This is a genomic window from Pseudomonas sp. PP3 (assembly GCF_905336995.1).
Taxonomy (GTDB): Bacteria; Pseudomonadota; Gammaproteobacteria; order Pseudomonadales; family Pseudomonadaceae; genus Aquipseudomonas; species Aquipseudomonas reinekei.
In genome coordinates this window covers 1,811,487-1,825,812 of the sequence record NZ_HG995459.1, presented here as the reverse complement: position 1 = coordinate 1,825,812, position 14,326 = coordinate 1,811,487, and the positions used below count along the sequence as shown (strand labels likewise).

General features: G+C 59.2%; 16 protein-coding genes. 14 read left to right on the top strand and 2 right to left on the bottom strand.

Annotated features, from left to right (window positions below):
• Positions 1 to 213 precede the first annotated feature (213 nt).
• From KHO07_RS08515 to KHO07_RS08495, 5 genes are all read left to right on the top strand, one after another.
• On the top strand, positions 214 to 801 hold the full coding sequence (locus tag KHO07_RS08515) for a cysteine hydrolase family protein (RefSeq protein WP_150735331.1): 588 nt from the start codon (positions 214 to 216) through the stop codon (positions 799 to 801).
• A gap of 132 nt (positions 802 to 933) precedes the next feature.
• A complete protein-coding gene (locus KHO07_RS08510; RefSeq protein WP_150735330.1) occupies positions 934 to 1,254 on the top strand; it encodes a hypothetical protein in 321 nt (106 codons plus the stop codon).
• 76 nt (positions 1,255 to 1,330) lie between these two features.
• Positions 1,331 to 1,888, top strand: coding sequence for a Smr/MutS family protein (locus KHO07_RS08505; RefSeq protein ID WP_212626912.1), 558 nt, complete (start codon positions 1,331 to 1,333; stop codon positions 1,886 to 1,888).
• A gap of 78 nt (positions 1,889 to 1,966) precedes the next feature.
• Positions 1,967 to 2,512, top strand: coding sequence for a GTP cyclohydrolase I FolE (gene folE / locus KHO07_RS08500; RefSeq protein ID WP_003204506.1), 546 nt, complete (start codon positions 1,967 to 1,969; stop codon positions 2,510 to 2,512).
• A 105-nt stretch (positions 2,513 to 2,617) separates the two neighbouring features.
• Complete coding sequence (locus KHO07_RS08495; protein ID WP_150735278.1) at positions 2,618 to 2,989, top strand: glutathione S-transferase N-terminal domain-containing protein; 372 nt, start codon at positions 2,618 to 2,620, stop codon at positions 2,987 to 2,989.
• Positions 2,990 to 3,170: 181 nt separating this feature from the next.
• Here the strand turns inward: KHO07_RS08495 and KHO07_RS08490 are convergent, their stop codons facing one another.
• Complete coding sequence (locus KHO07_RS08490) at positions 3,171 to 4,337, bottom strand: PLP-dependent aminotransferase family protein (protein WP_212626911.1); 1,167 nt, start codon at positions 4,335 to 4,337, stop codon at positions 3,171 to 3,173.
• An 82-nt stretch (positions 4,338 to 4,419) separates the two neighbouring features.
• Here KHO07_RS08490 and KHO07_RS08485 point away from each other — a divergent pair, with 82 nt between their 5' ends.
• The 3 genes from KHO07_RS08485 (at position 4,420) to KHO07_RS08475 (ending at position 7,228) form a co-directional block, all read left to right on the top strand.
• Positions 4,420 to 4,854, top strand: coding sequence for a MarR family transcriptional regulator (locus KHO07_RS08485; RefSeq protein WP_212626910.1), 435 nt, complete (start codon positions 4,420 to 4,422; stop codon positions 4,852 to 4,854).
• A 325-nt stretch (positions 4,855 to 5,179) separates the two neighbouring features.
• The gene (locus KHO07_RS08480; RefSeq protein ID WP_150735275.1) at positions 5,180 to 6,529 is read left to right on the top strand and encodes an NCS2 family permease; all 1,350 of its coding nucleotides are present in this window, start codon (positions 5,180 to 5,182) and stop codon (positions 6,527 to 6,529) included.
• Between the two features lie 72 nt (positions 6,530 to 6,601).
• Positions 6,602 to 7,228: a LysE family translocator gene (locus KHO07_RS08475; RefSeq protein WP_056853838.1), complete on the top strand. Its 627-nt coding sequence runs from the start codon at positions 6,602 to 6,604 to the stop codon at positions 7,226 to 7,228.
• A 211-nt stretch (positions 7,229 to 7,439) separates the two neighbouring features.
• On the opposite strand, the gene uraH is transcribed toward KHO07_RS08475, so the two are convergent.
• Complete coding sequence (gene uraH, locus KHO07_RS08470; RefSeq protein ID WP_008031462.1) at positions 7,440 to 7,793, bottom strand: hydroxyisourate hydrolase; 354 nt, start codon at positions 7,791 to 7,793, stop codon at positions 7,440 to 7,442.
• A 435-nt stretch (positions 7,794 to 8,228) separates the two neighbouring features.
• Here uraH and puuE point away from each other — a divergent pair, with 435 nt between their 5' ends.
• The 6 genes from puuE to KHO07_RS08440 all read left to right on the top strand — a co-directional run bounded on the left by puuE (position 8,229) and on the right by KHO07_RS08440 (position 14,263).
• On the top strand, positions 8,229 to 9,155 hold the full coding sequence (gene puuE / locus KHO07_RS08465) for an allantoinase PuuE (RefSeq protein WP_034151282.1): 927 nt from the start codon (positions 8,229 to 8,231) through the stop codon (positions 9,153 to 9,155).
• The gene (gene uraD, locus KHO07_RS08460; RefSeq protein WP_150735272.1) at positions 9,152 to 9,667 is read left to right on the top strand and encodes a 2-oxo-4-hydroxy-4-carboxy-5-ureidoimidazoline decarboxylase; all 516 of its coding nucleotides are present in this window, start codon (positions 9,152 to 9,154) and stop codon (positions 9,665 to 9,667) included. The genes puuE and uraD overlap by 4 nt, the downstream gene beginning before the upstream one ends.
• An 88-nt stretch (positions 9,668 to 9,755) precedes the next feature.
• Positions 9,756 to 10,751: an allantoicase gene (gene alc / locus KHO07_RS08455; protein WP_075948759.1), complete on the top strand. Its 996-nt coding sequence runs from the start codon at positions 9,756 to 9,758 to the stop codon at positions 10,749 to 10,751.
• Between the two features lie 122 nt (positions 10,752 to 10,873).
• Positions 10,874 to 11,377, top strand: coding sequence for an ureidoglycolate lyase (locus tag KHO07_RS08450; protein WP_150735271.1), 504 nt, complete (start codon positions 10,874 to 10,876; stop codon positions 11,375 to 11,377).
• A gap of 50 nt (positions 11,378 to 11,427) precedes the next feature.
• Entirely contained in the window at positions 11,428 to 12,732 is a 1,305-nt protein-coding gene (locus tag KHO07_RS08445) for a urate hydroxylase PuuD (RefSeq protein WP_150735270.1), read from the top strand.
• Positions 12,733 to 12,904: 172 nt separating this feature from the next.
• Entirely contained in the window at positions 12,905 to 14,263 is a 1,359-nt protein-coding gene (locus KHO07_RS08440; protein ID WP_212626909.1) for a nucleobase:cation symporter-2 family protein, read from the top strand.
• Positions 14,264 to 14,326 lie beyond the last annotated feature (63 nt).

Genomic DNA, 14,326 nt, shown 5'->3' with positions numbered 1-14,326 from the left:
GGCGATTCTACCAGCCAAACGACGCCACGACGACGCGGGAAAAACGCCGGAGCAAATGTAGGACTAATCTCTTTTATCAGCTGGGTATTGAACAAAACGGGGCACTTGACAACGCTGCACGCCAGTAACGACGGTGCCTACAATAGTAGCGATTCACAGAAGCGCTCAGCCGGAGGACAATGTCGCAAAAGCCCCACTCAAAGGAGCCCCAGAATGTCCGTTCCACAAACGATGTTTCAACTCAGCGGCCGCGGTTATGCAGCAGCCAAACTGAGTCAAGCGACCCTGATCATCATCGATGCCCAGAAAGAATACCTCAGCGGTCCCCTGGCCCTGAGCGGCATGGATGCGGCTGTCGCGAACATCAAGAAACTGGTGACTGCTGCCCGTGCGGCGGGCAGGCCGGTCATACATGTCCGCCACCTCGGCACCGTCGGTGGGTTGTTCGACCCACAAGGCGAGCGCGGAGAATTCATCCCGGGCCTCGAGCCTCAAGGCGATGAAGCTGTGATTGGCAAACTGCTGCCGAGCGCCTTTCACGGTACGGACCTGAAAAACCGCCTGGAAGGGCTGGGCCTGGACCTGGTGGTGTGCGGCTTCATGAGTCACTCCAGTGTCAGCACCACGGTGCGTGCCGCGAAAAACCTGGGGTTCCGTTGCACGCTGGTGGAAGACGCCTGTGCTACCCGCGATCTGCCCTACAAAGGCGGCGTCCTGAGCGCCGAGCATGTTCAGCAGACCGAAATGGCGATCATGGCGGACAACTTTGCCGCCATCGCCCAGACCAGCGATCTGGTCTGATCAATACGTCCATGAGCGGTCTGCACCGCCGCTCATCCGCAAAAGTCTCTCATTAGCCGTAATTGTCTTAGCCTCAGGAACATCCCGGTCAACTCCCGGTCGAAGGGCCGATACCCATTGAGGAAGGTCGGAATGAAGTTATCCGATGGTTTTGACGCTCGCCGCTTGCGGCCCAAAGGCCAAAGCAACTGGCGTTTTCGAATCGGCGCAGCATTCGCTGCGCTGCTGGCAATGAGCGGTGTACTGCTCGCCATGGCCGGCGTCGCCAGCCTGCTCGGCCACGCCCCGGCCCTGGGTGAGATGAATACCAACCGGGTCGGTGCGGCCGTGATTCTGGTGATTGGCCTGTTCGTGCTGTACCTCGGCGTGTGGATGTGGCGCCGCTGCCGGCGCCGTTCGCGACAGTCGCGGGCGCTGAACATGTCCCCGCATCTGATGAAAAAACACGACTGAGCCCAATGCGGCGCACTTTGTCGCGCGCCCATTCGCTTCGAGTTGGGTAAACTGGCCGCCCTTCGCGGAGGCTGACATGCAAGACGACGATTTTTCCCTGTTCAAAAGCGCGATCCAAGGCGTCAAGCCGATCAAGCACGATCGCGCCGAAACCGGCAAACCCAAAGCTGACCGCGCACAGATCGCCAAGCTGCGCCAGGCCGCCACCGTGCGTACCGATGCCACCACCGTCGACGGGCTGTCTGATCAGTTCGTGATCGACGTCGGCCCGGAAGACGAACTGATGTGGGCGCGTGACGGCGTGCAGGAAAGCCAGATGCGCAAGCTCAAGGTTGGCCAGATTCCGTTCGAAGGCAGCCTCGACCTGCACGGCATGAATGTGGAAAAGGCCCGGGAAACCCTCTGGGCCTTCCTCGCTGAAGCGACCAAATTCGAAATCCGCTGCGTGCGCGTCACCCACGGCAAGGCCGTGCGCCTGGACGGCAAGCGGCCGATGATCAAAAGCCACGTCAACACCTGGCTGCGCCAGCATCCGCAGGTGCTTGGCTTCGCTTCGTGCCAGGCGAAACACGGCGGTGCCGGAGCTGTTTATGTGATGCTCAAACGCACCATGATGGAAGGTCGCGACGAATAAAAGCTGATGCATCACGCTTGCAGCGCCGTGTCCGCCACCGTACCCTTGCCCTTTGCGTAAAATCCCACAGGTAGTTTCATGTCCCTGGAACAGAATTACACCGCGATTCTCGGCCAATTGGGCGAGGACGTGTCCCGCGAAGGCCTGCTCGACACGCCAAAACGTGCCGCCAAAGCCATGCAGTATCTCTGCCGCGGTTATGAACAGACGCTCGAAGAAGTCACCAACGGTGCCTTGTTCAGCTCCGACAACAGCGAAATGGTGCTGGTCAAGGACATCGAGCTGTACTCGTTGTGCGAACACCACCTGCTGCCGTTTATCGGCAAGGCGCATGTTGCCTACATCCCGAGCGGCAAGGTGTTGGGCCTGTCGAAGGTCGCGCGAATCGTCGATATGTACGCTCGCCGCCTGCAGATCCAGGAAAACCTCAGCCGCCAGATCGCCGACGCGGTCCAGCAGGTCACCGGCGCCCTGGGCGTTGCGGTGGTGATCGAGGCCAAGCACATGTGCATGATGATGCGCGGTGTGGAAAAGCAGAATTCGTCGATGATCACGTCGGTGATGCTCGGTGAGTTCCGCGAGAACGCCGCGACCCGCAGCGAATTCCTCAGCCTCATCAAGTAATTCGCAACACAAAGAAAACCGGCATTCATCGCCGGTTTTTTTTCGCCTGAAAAAAAATCAGGTAAGCTGCGCGCCTTTCTTTGTTCACACCGTGAGGCTTTCAACGTGTTCGTAAAAGCGCTTCGTGTCGGCCTTGGCCAACTGATCATCTTCATCGACTTCATCACCCGCCCCAGCAAAAAGAAGCGCCCCGCCGCCGCTCAGGCTCAGGTCGAATCCGCCGCCAAGGGCCTGACCCTGTATCAATTCCACGCCTGCCCGTTCTGCGTGAAAACCCGCCGCACCCTGCGCCGCCTGAATGTACCGGTGGCGTTGCGTGACGCGAAGAACAACGAGCAAGACCGCCAGGCTTTGCTGGAGCAAGGCGGGAAGATCAAAGTGCCGTGCCTGCGGATTGAAGAGAATGGCGAGACCACCTGGATGTACGAGTCCAAGGTGATTATTGATTATCTGGATAAGCGGTTCGCGGCAGCCTGATGTTTTTTGTGGTGTTCTGACGGACGCCATCGCCAGCAAGCCGGCTCCTACAGGTTGTGCGGCGTGAACAGATCTTGTTTGCACTGCCTATTGTAGGAGCCGGCTTGCTGGCGACAGGGTCCTTCCAGACACTATAAAACCCAGACAAAAATAAACCGGCCGTTGAGCCGGTTTATTCGTTTCAGGCCGCTTGCGCCGCCTGAGCCTCTCGCACTACCGCCGCCAATCGCCTAAGCCCCTCATCCAATCGCGCCGGGTCGATGTGGCTGAAATTCAATCGCAAATACCCATGATGCTTGTCCGGCTCAGGGAAAAACGGTTCGCCCGGCATGAATGCCACATCATTGGTCAATGCCGCGTTGAGCAAGGTTCGCGTGTCCAGCGGCTGCTTGAGCTTCAACCAGAAAAACAGCCCGCCCTGGGGCTCGTTCCAATCCGCCAGATCAGCAAAATGAGTGTGCAGCGCCACCTGGAACGCATCCCGACGCACCCGGTAAAAATCCCGCAACTCACTGCGATGCTGCTGATACCGCTCGCTGCCGATCCATTGCAAGGCTTGCCACTGGCCGACGCGATTGGTGTGCAAGTCCGCCGACTGCTTGAGCTTGAGCAAATACGGGAACAAATCCGGGCTGGCGATCAAGTAGCCGACACGCAAACCGGGCATCAGGGTTTTCGACACGGTACCGGTGTAGATCCAGCTGGATTTTTTCAAGCGGCTGACGATGGGCGTGGCGCTGCCACCATCGAAAGTCAGTTCGCGGTAGGGCTCGTCTTCAATCAAGGTCACGCCGAATTCATCCAGCAGTGCCGCCACGGCATCGCGCTTGGCCTCGCTGTAGCGCACGGCCGATGGATTCTGGAAAGTCGGGATCAGGTAGATGAACGCCGGACGATGTTCCTCAAGGCGAGTACGCAACTGCACCAGGTCCGGGCCGTCGGCCTCCAGCGGCACGGTAATGCAGTTCGCGCCGAACAACTGGAAGATTTGCAGGGCCGCCAGGTAAGTCGGCGCCTCGAGAAACACCTCGGTGCCTTTGTCGATGTACAGCTTGGCGGCCAGGTCCAACGTCTGCTGGGAACCGCTGACCACCAACACCTGGCTCGCCTCACACGGCACGCCCAACTTCCGGGCCTCCATCGCCAGCGCTTCTCGCAACGCCGGCTCACCTTCGCTCATGCCGTATTGGCCAATGGACACCGGCATGTCAGCCCAATCGACCTTGGGCAGCATGGCTTCAGCCGGCAGGCCTCCGGCGAACGACATCACCTGCGAGCGCTGAGCGGCAGCAAGGATTTCACGGATCAAAGAACTTTTAAGGCGCGAGACACGTTCGGAAAAAGCCATGGAGGTCACCGGTAGCGAGGCTTGAGGAAAATGAGTCAAACTTATTGACCGAAATTACGACAGCCCAAGCGGATACGTCAACATGATTGACCTTAAAAACCCGATTTCCCAGCAACAGGCCATGGAAGCGTTTTTCTTTGGTTACCAGGCGTTCACGGCCAAGGCTGATGAAATGCTTGAGCGGCGAGGCTTGAGTCGGGTCCATCAGCGCATCGTGTTTTTCATCGCCCGATACCCGAACCTCAGCGTCAAGGAGCTGCTGGCGTTGCTCGGCGTGAGCAAACAGGCGCTGAACATGCCGCTGCGGCAATTGGTGGAAATGCATTTGGTGAACAGCGTTGCTTCCGAAACGGACAAGCGTAAACGCTTGCTGGAGCTGACCGATGACGGGGCGCGGTTCGAGCAGTCGCTGCGTCGCGAGCAGGTGAAATTGCTGGAGCGGGTGTTTGCCGAGGCTGGGGAGACGGCGGTGAATGGGTGGTTGGCGGTGAATCTGGCATTGGGAAAAAGTCAGTAAGAATCTGCCTGTCCTCAAGTCAGTCATCGCGGGCAAGCCACGCGCCCACCGGATCTTCGTCGTTCACAGAGTCGGATAACGACACGGAACCTGTGTGCCGGCTTGCCCGCGAAGGCGCCTTTACAGGCGATATATCCCGATCAGCAAACTTTTCGTAAACAAAACAGAAAACAATATTTGCTTTATTTGTACACAAAAGCATAATCCACTTCGTGCGAGTTCCTGACCATACGGTCAACAAATTCGCAAGTGCCTCAAAGGGCCGCTGCCACCCTCATGGGTCCGGCCCTGGAAATAAAAATAAAACTCTTGAGGAGTACTCGCTGTGGAAAGCCGCAAATCCGAAGCATCGACGCTGGATCTCTCGCCGCCAATACGTAATGGCTTGCTGGAACGCCTGTTCAAACTCAGCTTGCATGGCACCACGGTGAAGACTGAGCTGATTGCCGGTCTGACTACCTTCATCACGATGGCCTACATCATCTTCGTCAACCCGAACATCATGGCCGACGCCGGGATTGACCACGGCGCAGCCTTCGTCGCCACCTGCATCGCCGCTGCCCTGGGCTGCCTGCTGATGGGCCTTTACGCCAACTGGCCGGTGGGTCTGGCACCGGGCATGGGATTGAACGCTTTCTTCACTTACACCGTCGTCGGCACCATGGGCTACAACTGGGAAACCGCACTCGGTGCGGTGTTTGTCTCCGGTGTTCTGTTCATGATCCTGACGTTTTCCCGGATTCGTGAATGGCTGCTCAACAGCATTCCGGTGAGCCTGCGCTACGCCATGGGCGCGGGCGTGGGTCTGTTTCTGGGCCTGATTGGCTTGAAAACTGCCGGTATCGTTGTCGACAGCCCGGCTACCCTGATCAAACTCGGCTCCCTGCACGAGCCTGGCCCGCTGTTGGCGGCCGTCTGCTTCCTGATGATCGCCATTCTCAGCTACCACCGAGTGTTTGGCGCGATCCTCATCAGCATCGTCACCGTCACCCTGGCCGGTTGGGGCTTGGGCCTGGTGCATTACGAAGGGATCATGTCGGCGCCGCCGAGCCTGGCCCCGACCTGGATGGCCATGAATGTGGCCGGCGTGTTCAACGTGAGCATGATCAGCGTGGTCCTGGCGTTCCTCTTCGTGCACATGTTCGACACCGCCGGCACCCTGATGGGCGTGGCTCAACGCGCCAATCTGGTCGGTGCTGATGGCAAGATCGAAAACCTCTCCCGCGCCATGAAAGCTGACAGTGCATCCAGCGTGTTCGGTGCCGTGGTCGGCGTGCCACCCGTCACCAGCTACGTGGAAAGTGCTGCCGGTGTTGCAGCGGGTGGTCGGACTGGTCTTACCGCAGTGACCGTAGGTGTGCTATTTATTGCAGCCATGTTCTTCGCTCCGCTGGCCGGCATGATCCCTGCCTATGCCACCGCTGGCGCGCTGATTTATGTAGCGATGTTGATGATGGGCGGCATGGCCCACATCGAATGGGACGAAGCGACTGACAGCATTCCGGCGATTGTTACCGCGATCATGATGCCGCTGACCTTTTCGGTCGCCGACGGCATCGCACTGGGCTTCATCACCTACGTGGCGCTGAAGGCCGGTACCGGCAAGTACAAGGAAATTTCCGTCAGCCTGTGGGTGCTCTGCGCGATCTTCATCGCCAAGTTCATCTTCTTGTAAGCCTTACGCGGGACACGTTTCAAAACAGCCTCACCCCGTCGGGTGAGGCTTTTGTGCAAATGGAGGAAAGTGATGAGTCTGGAAACCTGGCTGCTGTTCAGCGGCGCTGCGCTGGTAGTGATCCTGATCCCGGGGCCACTGTCGCTGTTGATGATCAGCAACAGCCTGAACTACGGCCTGCGCCGTTCCTACCCGGCGTTTCTCGGCGGCGTGATTGCCTCGATCTGCCTATTGAGTGCCTCGGCACTGGGTCTGGGCGCCTTGCTGCTGGCGTCGGAACAGCTGTTCAGCGCCTTGAAAATCGTCGGCGCGCTGTACCTGTTCTACCTCGCCTGGCAGAGCTGGCAGCAATCGCGCCAACCGTCCCATGGCGCTGAAGTGCCGCTGGCAGCGCCTGTGCCCCGCTTTCGTGCACTGTTCGGTCGCGCGTTCATGCTCGGTGCCAGCAACCCGAAAGACATCCTGTTCTTCGCTGCGTTTCTGCCGCAGTTCTTGAGTGCCGAACAACCGTTCCTGCCACAGTTGCTGGTGATGATTGCAACCTGGACCGTGCTCGACCTGCTGTGCAAACTGGCCTACGGCCTCGGTGCCCATGGGGCGGCGCGGTATCTGCGCAGTGGCAAGGGGCAGAGCTGGTTTAACCGGGTGAGTGCGGGGTTGTTCAGTGGCGCAGGGGCTGCATCCCTGCTGAGCCGCTAAAAGCATCGCTGGCAAGCCAGCTCCCACAGGTTCAGGGGTGTTCACATCTTTTGTGTACGACCCGGACACTGTGGGAGCTGGCTTGCCAGCGATGGCGTCAGCACATACACCACTTTTCCCCAGACGAAAAAAAGCCCGCAGTGTGAGCGGGCGAAAGACCAAAGAAGCTATATGCGCAGTCGCTTCCAGGGGGTGGCAGCTGCTTGGGGGATCAGCTGCCGCGGTACGTGGAGTAGCTGTAAGGCGAGATCAGCAGCGGAACATGGTAGTGATCCTGCTCGGCGGAGATGCCAAAACGCAGCACCACCACATCGAGGAACGCAGGCTCCGGCAGCTGAACGCCACGGGCGCGGTAGTAGTCGCCCGCATGGAACTGCACCTGGTAAACCCCGGTACGGTAATCATCGCCCTGCAGCAGCGGTGCATCGACACGGCCATCGCTGTTGGTTATCGCACTGGCGACCAATTCCAGTTGCGAGCCTTCAACGCGGTACAACTCGACCTTGATCGAGCTGCCCGGGCAACCATGTGCAGCGTCCAAAACGTGTGTAGTCAAACGTCCCATTGATTCTGCGCGCCTGCCTGCGTGGAGCAGTCAGACTTCGCGCCTCCCGAAGTCAGGTGAAAAGGAGACCGCACCGATTCGGAGCACGAAAAGCTGCGGCGAGCGATTGATTAAGACACTTTTCATAAATATTGTACACAATAAAAACGACATTTTTGCGACTGACAACGCCATTGCAGTAAATCCCCACGCTTTCCTGCGCAACCTTATGCACTCTGGACCGTGGAATCATTAACTGACCAGTCAGGCAGGTTTCTTGCAGGTGCGTATCAATACCTCGCAAAGATGACCGTTAACGAAAAATGCAAAAAATCAGGCTTACAAATTGAATATAAAGTTGTATACAATCATCCCATCGCTGTGACGCCAGCCAGTGATCCATCTTTTAGTCGCGTCACACCCTCTGTCACCACGCATATAAGAAGGAAGACTGCAGTGAGCGCTGACTACCCTCGCGACCTGATCGGTTACGGCAGTAACCCTCCGCACCCACACTGGCCGGGCAATGCCCGCATCGCCCTGTCGTTCGTACTCAATTACGAAGAAGGCGGCGAGCGCAATATCCTGCATGGCGATAAAGAGTCCGAAGCATTCCTCTCGGAAATGGTTTCCGCCCAGCCGCTGCAAGGCGCTCGCAACATGAGCATGGAATCCCTTTACGAGTATGGCAGCCGCACCGGCGTCTGGCGGATTCTCAAGCTGTTCAAGGAATTCGACATCCCGCTGACCATCTTCGCCGTCGCCATGGCCGCCCAGCGCCACCCGGACGTGATCCGTGCGATGGTCGATGCCGGCCACGAGATCTGCAGCCACGGCTACCGCTGGATCGACTACCAGTACATGGACGAAGCGCAGGAACGCGAGCACATGCTCGAAGCGATCCGCATCCTCACCGAAATCACCGGTGAACGTCCGCTGGGCTGGTACACCGGCCGTACTGGCCCGAACACCCGTCGCCTGGTGATGGAAGAAGGTGGTTTCCTCTACGACAGCGACACTTACGACGACGACCTGCCCTACTGGGAACCGAACAACCCGACCGGCAAGCCGCACCTGGTGATCCCGTACACCCTGGACACCAACGACATGCGCTTCACCCAGGTCCAGGGTTTCAACAAGGGCGACGATTTCTTCGAATACCTCAAGGATGCGTTCGACGTGCTGTATGCCGAAGGCGCCGAAGCCCCGAAAATGCTGTCGATCGGCCTGCACTGCCGCCTGATCGGCCGTCCGGCGCGTCTGGCTTCGCTCAAGCGCTTTATCGAATACGCTAAAAGTCATGAACAGGTGTGGTTCAGCCGTCGCGTCGACATCGCACGCCACTGGCAAGAAACCCACCCGTACCAAGGGGCCGCGAAATGAGCGCCTTCCAAACATTGAAACCCTCGACATTGAGCCGCGACGCCTTCGTCAAAGCCTTCGCCGACATCTATGAACATTCGCCATGGGTCGCCGAAAAGGCCTTCGACCTGGGCCAGGACGCTTCGATCGACGAGATCGAAACCCTGCACCAGCGCATGAGCGACATCCTGTTGAGCGCCGATCATGAAAGCCAACTGGCCCTGATCAACGCTCACCCGGACCTGGCCGGCAAAGCCGCCGTCCAGGGCCAACTGACCGAAGCCAGCACCCATGAACAGGCTGGCGCCGGTATTCACCAATGCACGGCCGAAGAGTTCCAGCGCTTCACCGAGCTGAACGACGCCTACAAAGCCAAGTTCAAGTTTCCCTTCATCATGGCGGTAAAAGGCAGCAACCGGCATCAGATCCTCGCAGCGTTCGAAACGCGCATTCACAACTCGGCAGACACCGAATTCAAATGCGCGCTGGCAGAGATCAACAAGATCGCCCTGTTCCGTTTACTGACCCTATAGCGATCCTGGCCCGAGTGTCCTTAAACGCGAAAAACACCCAGGGCCCTGAGAGCATCCCAAGCCACTTATTTAAAGGCAGACAAGAAGAATGAAAGCTTACGCCGTACCTTTCGAGAAGTTCGTCAACCTGGCCGACGCCCGCCTGGGCACCAAAATCATCTCGGTCACCGATGACTGGTTCGCAGACGCCAACCGTCTGTTCCAACCGACCCCGGCCGTGTGGAAGGAGGGCGTGTTCGATGACAACGGCAAGTGGATGGACGGCTGGGAGTCGCGCCGCAAGCGCTTCGAAGGCTACGACAGCGCTGTGATCCGCCTGGGCGTACCGGGCTCGATCAAGGGCGTCGACATCGACACTTCATTCTTCACCGGCAACTTCCCGCCGTCGGCCTCGCTGGAAGCCTGCTTCCTGGCCGAAGGCGAACCGAATGAAAACACCCAGTGGACTGAAGTACTGTCCGCCGTCGAGTTGCAAGGCAACAGCCACCACTACCACGAAATCAGCAACGACCAGGCGTTCAGCCACCTGCGCTTCAACATCTACCCGGACGGTGGTGTTGCCCGTCTGCGCGTGTACGGCATTCCGTTCCGCGACTGGTCGGCTGTTGGCGACAATGAGCAAGTCGACCTGGCCGCAGCCCTCAACGGTGGCCGCGCCCTCGCCTGCTCCGACGAACACTTCGGTCGCATGAGCAACATCCTCAACCCGGGTCGTGGCATCAACATGGGCGACGGCTGGGAAACCGCACGTCGTCGTACGCCGGGCAATGACTGGGTCATCGTCGCGCTGGGTCACCCGGGCGAGATCGAGAAAATCATCGTCGACACCCTGCACTTCAAGGGCAACTACCCGGACACTTGCTCGATCCAGGGCGCATTCGTCAAGGGCGGCACCGACAGCCAGATCGAAACCCAGTCGCTGTTCTGGCGCGAACTGCTGCCAAGCCAGAAGCTGGAAATGCACGCCGAACACACCTTCGCCGAGCAGATCAAGGCGCTGGGCCCGATCACCCACATCCGCCTGAACGTGTTCCCGGACGGTGGTGTGAGCCGCCTGCGTGTACTGGGCAAGGTCGCTAAATAAGGGTTGATGAAAACCTGTAGGAGCCGGCTTGCCGGCGATGGCGCCCTCACCGACGCCATCGCCGGCAAGCCGGGCTCCTACAAAAGCAACACACCAACACATTTGAGATTAAGAAGAACAGCATGCGCACACTACAGATTGAACCGCTGACCAAAGAAGCCTTTGCCCCTTTCGGTGACGTGATCGAAACCGACGGCAGCGATCACTTCATGATCAACAACGGTTCAACCATGCGCTTCCATAAACTGGCGACGGTGGAAACCGCCAAGCCAGAAGACAACGCGATCATCAGCATTTTCCGCGCCGACGCGCAGGACATGCCGCTGACCGTGAGCATGCTGGAGCGTCATCCGCTGGGCAGCCAGGCGTTCATTCCGCTGCTCGGCAACCCCTTTCTGATCGTGGTCGCGCCACTTGGCGATGAACCTGTATCAGGCTTGGTCCGCGCCTTCGTCACCAACGGCAGGCAGGGCATTAATTACCATCGCGGCGTTTGGCACCATCCGGTGCTGACGATCGAAAAGCGGGATGACTTCCTGGTGGTTGATCGCAGTGGCACAGGCAATAACTGCGATGAGCATTTTTTCAAAGAGGATGAGCGTTTGATCCTCGCCCCCCACCAATAAGAGAAGGTCTGATCACTCGACAACAGAGTGACAGGCGAGAGGTAAAGACTGTGGAAGCACATCTGTTGGAATGGCTGAACCTGAGCGTGCGCTGGGTTCACATGATTACTGGCGTGGCCTGGATCGGCGCTTCGTTCTACTTCGTCTGGCTGGAAAACAACCTCAATCGGGTCAACCCGAAAAGCGGTCTGGCCGGTGATTTGTGGGCGATCCACGGCGGCGGTATCTACCACCTGGAAAAATACAAACTGGCTCCACCGACCATGCCGGACAACCTGCACTGGTTCAAATGGGAAGCCTACTTCACCTGGTTGTCAGGGATCGCGCTGCTGTGCGTGGTGTTCTACTCCAACCCGACGCTCTACCTGCTGGCTCCGGGCAGCAGCCTGACCGGCCCTGAAGGCGTTCTACTGGGCATCGGCTCGCTGTTCATCGGCTGGTTCGTCTACTCCTTCCTCTGTGACTCGGCCCTGGGCAAACGCCCTGCCCTGCTCGGCTTCATCCTGTTCGTCCTGATCATCGGCGCCGCTTATGGGTTCAGCAAGGTGTTCAGCGGTCGTGGTGCGTACCTGCACGTCGGCGCGATCATCGGCACCATCATGGTCGGCAACGTGTTCCGTATCATCATGCCGGCACAACGTGCGCTGGTGGCGGCAATTGCCGAGAACCGCACGCCGGATCCGGCGCTGCCAGCCAAAGGGTTGCTGCGTTCGCGTCACAACAACTACTTCACCTTGCCAGTGCTGTTCATCATGATCAGCAACCACTTCCCGAGCACCTACGGCAGCCAGTACAACTGGTTGATCCTGGCCGGGATCGCGGTGCTGGCGGTGTTGGTGCGTCACTACTTCAACACCCGTCACGACAGCCACAAGTATGCCTGGACCCTGCCGGTGGCAGCGGTGGGCATGATTTGCCTGGCGTATGTGTCCGGTCCGAAGCCGATGTCCAGTGCCCCTGAAGTGGCCAAGGCTCCTGCCGCCATCGAGTACCAGCCACTGCCGGAAACAGCAGTGGGCGGTGGCTTGAAACCGGCCGAAGCCAAACCTGCACAAGCGCCTGCCGCCGCCCCGGCGCAAGCATCGAATGCAGGCCCGGGTTTCGACAAGGTCCACAGCGTGATTCAGGAACGTTGCACGGTTTGCCACTCGTCCAAACCGACCAGCCCGCTGTTCAGCGCAGCCCCGGCCGGTGTGATGCTCGACACCCCCGAGCAAATCCGCCAGAACGCCGCGCGCATCCAGGCGCAAGCTGTCGCCAGCCAGATCATGCCACTGGGCAACATCACGCAGATGACCCAGCAGGAACGTGACCTGATCGGTGCCTGGATTGTTCAGGGAGCCCAGACCAACTAAGCAACACAAAAGCCTGTGAAAGCGGGCTTTTGTGGCGAGGGAGCTTACTCCCGCTGGACCGTGCAGCAGGCCCATTGTGGGGCTGCTACGCGACCCGGCGGGAGCAAGCTCCCTCGCCACAGGCCTACCTGATGCACAAAATCACAAGAATAAAAAAGATCCGAGGTGTTGCATGTCCGAGCTCTCCCAAGCACGCATCCCCGACGCACCCGCCATTCAGCGTTTGCCCCTTTTGCAACTGATCCTGGTCGGTCTGCAACATGTTCTGCTGATGTACGGTGGTGCCATCGCGGTGCCGCTGATCATCGGACAGGCCGCTGGCCTGAGTCGTGAAGAAATCGCTTTCCTGATCAACGCCGACCTGCTGGTCGCCGGCATCGCCACCATCGTTCAGTCGCTCGGCATCGGCCCCATGGGCATCCGCATGCCGGTGATGATGGGCGCCAGTTTTGCTGCGGTCGGCAGCATGGTCGCCATGGCCGGTATGCCTGGCATCGGCCTGCAAGGGATCTTCGGTGCGACCATCGCCGCCGGGTTCTTTGGCATGATCATCGCCCCGTTCATGTCCAAGATCGTGCGTTTCTTCCCGCCTCTGGTGACCGGCACGGTCATCACCTCGATCGGTTTGTCGCTGTTCCCCGTGGCCGTGAACTGGGCCGGCGGCGGCGCGGCTGCCACTCAATTCGGCTCACCGATTTACCTGGCCATTGCCGCGCTGGTGCTGGGTACCATCCTGTTGGTCCATCGTTTCATGCGCGGCTTCTGGGTCAACATTTCCGTGCTGATCGGCATGTGCCTGGGCTACGTGCTCTGCGGCATTATCGGCATGGTTGACCTGAGCGGCATGGCCAACGCGCCGTGGGTTCAGTTCGTCACCCCGCTGCACTTCGGCATGCCGAAGTTCGAACTCGCACCGATCCTTTCGATGTGCCTGGTGGTGGTGATCATTTTTGTCGAGTCCACCGGGATGTTTCTCGCGCTCGGTAAAATCACCGGCCAGGAAGTCTGCCCACGGATGCTGCGTCGCGGTTTGCTGTGCGATGCCGGCGCCTCGTTTTTTGCCGGGTTCTTCAACACCTTCACTCATTCCTCCTTCGCCCAGAACATCGGCCTGGTGCAGATGACGGGCGTGCGCTGCCGCTCGGTGACCATCGTCGCCGGCGGTTTGCTGATCGTCCTGAGCCTGTTGCCGAAAGCTGCATTCCTGGTGGCGTCGATTCCGCCAGCGGTACTGGGCGGCGCGGCGATTGCGATGTTCGGCATGGTTGCCGCCACCGGCATCAAGATTCTTCAGGAAGCCGACATCGGTGACCGTCGCAACCAGTTGCTGGTAGCGGTGAGCATCGGCATGGGCCTGATCCCGGTGGTGCGTCCGGAGTTTTTCGCCCATCTGCCCCTGTGGATGAGCCCGATCACCCACAGCGGGATCGCCATGGCCACCCTCAGTGCGCTGACTTTGAACCTGCTGTTCAACATCCTTGGCGGCGCCGAACGCGCGGCCATCAACGACTGCCACGCCCACACACATTAACCCGGAAACACATACCCCCTGTAGGAGCCGTCTTGCTGGCGAAGCGGAGTGTCAGACGACATC

Coding starts and splice junctions, on each gene's coding strand:
- KHO07_RS08515 (WP_150735331.1), top strand. CDS start 214: ATGTCCGTTCCACAAACGATGTTTCAACTCAGCGGCCGCGGTTATGCA.
- KHO07_RS08510 (WP_150735330.1), top strand. CDS start 934: ATGAAGTTATCCGATGGTTTTGACGCTCGCCGCTTGCGGCCCAAAGGC.
- KHO07_RS08505 (WP_212626912.1), top strand. CDS start 1,331: ATGCAAGACGACGATTTTTCCCTGTTCAAAAGCGCGATCCAAGGCGTC.
- folE (WP_003204506.1), top strand. CDS start 1,967: ATGTCCCTGGAACAGAATTACACCGCGATTCTCGGCCAATTGGGCGAG.
- KHO07_RS08490 (WP_212626911.1), bottom strand. CDS start 4,337: ATGGCTTTTTCCGAACGTGTCTCGCGCCTTAAAAGTTCTTTGATCCGT.
- KHO07_RS08485 (WP_212626910.1), top strand. CDS start 4,420: ATGATTGACCTTAAAAACCCGATTTCCCAGCAACAGGCCATGGAAGCG.
- KHO07_RS08475 (WP_056853838.1), top strand. CDS start 6,602: ATGAGTCTGGAAACCTGGCTGCTGTTCAGCGGCGCTGCGCTGGTAGTG.
- uraH (WP_008031462.1), bottom strand. CDS start 7,793: ATGGGACGTTTGACTACACACGTTTTGGACGCTGCACATGGTTGCCCG.
- uraD (WP_150735272.1), top strand. CDS start 9,152: ATGAGCGCCTTCCAAACATTGAAACCCTCGACATTGAGCCGCGACGCC.
- alc (WP_075948759.1), top strand. CDS start 9,756: ATGAAAGCTTACGCCGTACCTTTCGAGAAGTTCGTCAACCTGGCCGAC.
- KHO07_RS08450 (WP_150735271.1), top strand. CDS start 10,874: ATGCGCACACTACAGATTGAACCGCTGACCAAAGAAGCCTTTGCCCCT.
- KHO07_RS08440 (WP_212626909.1), top strand. CDS start 12,905: ATGTCCGAGCTCTCCCAAGCACGCATCCCCGACGCACCCGCCATTCAG.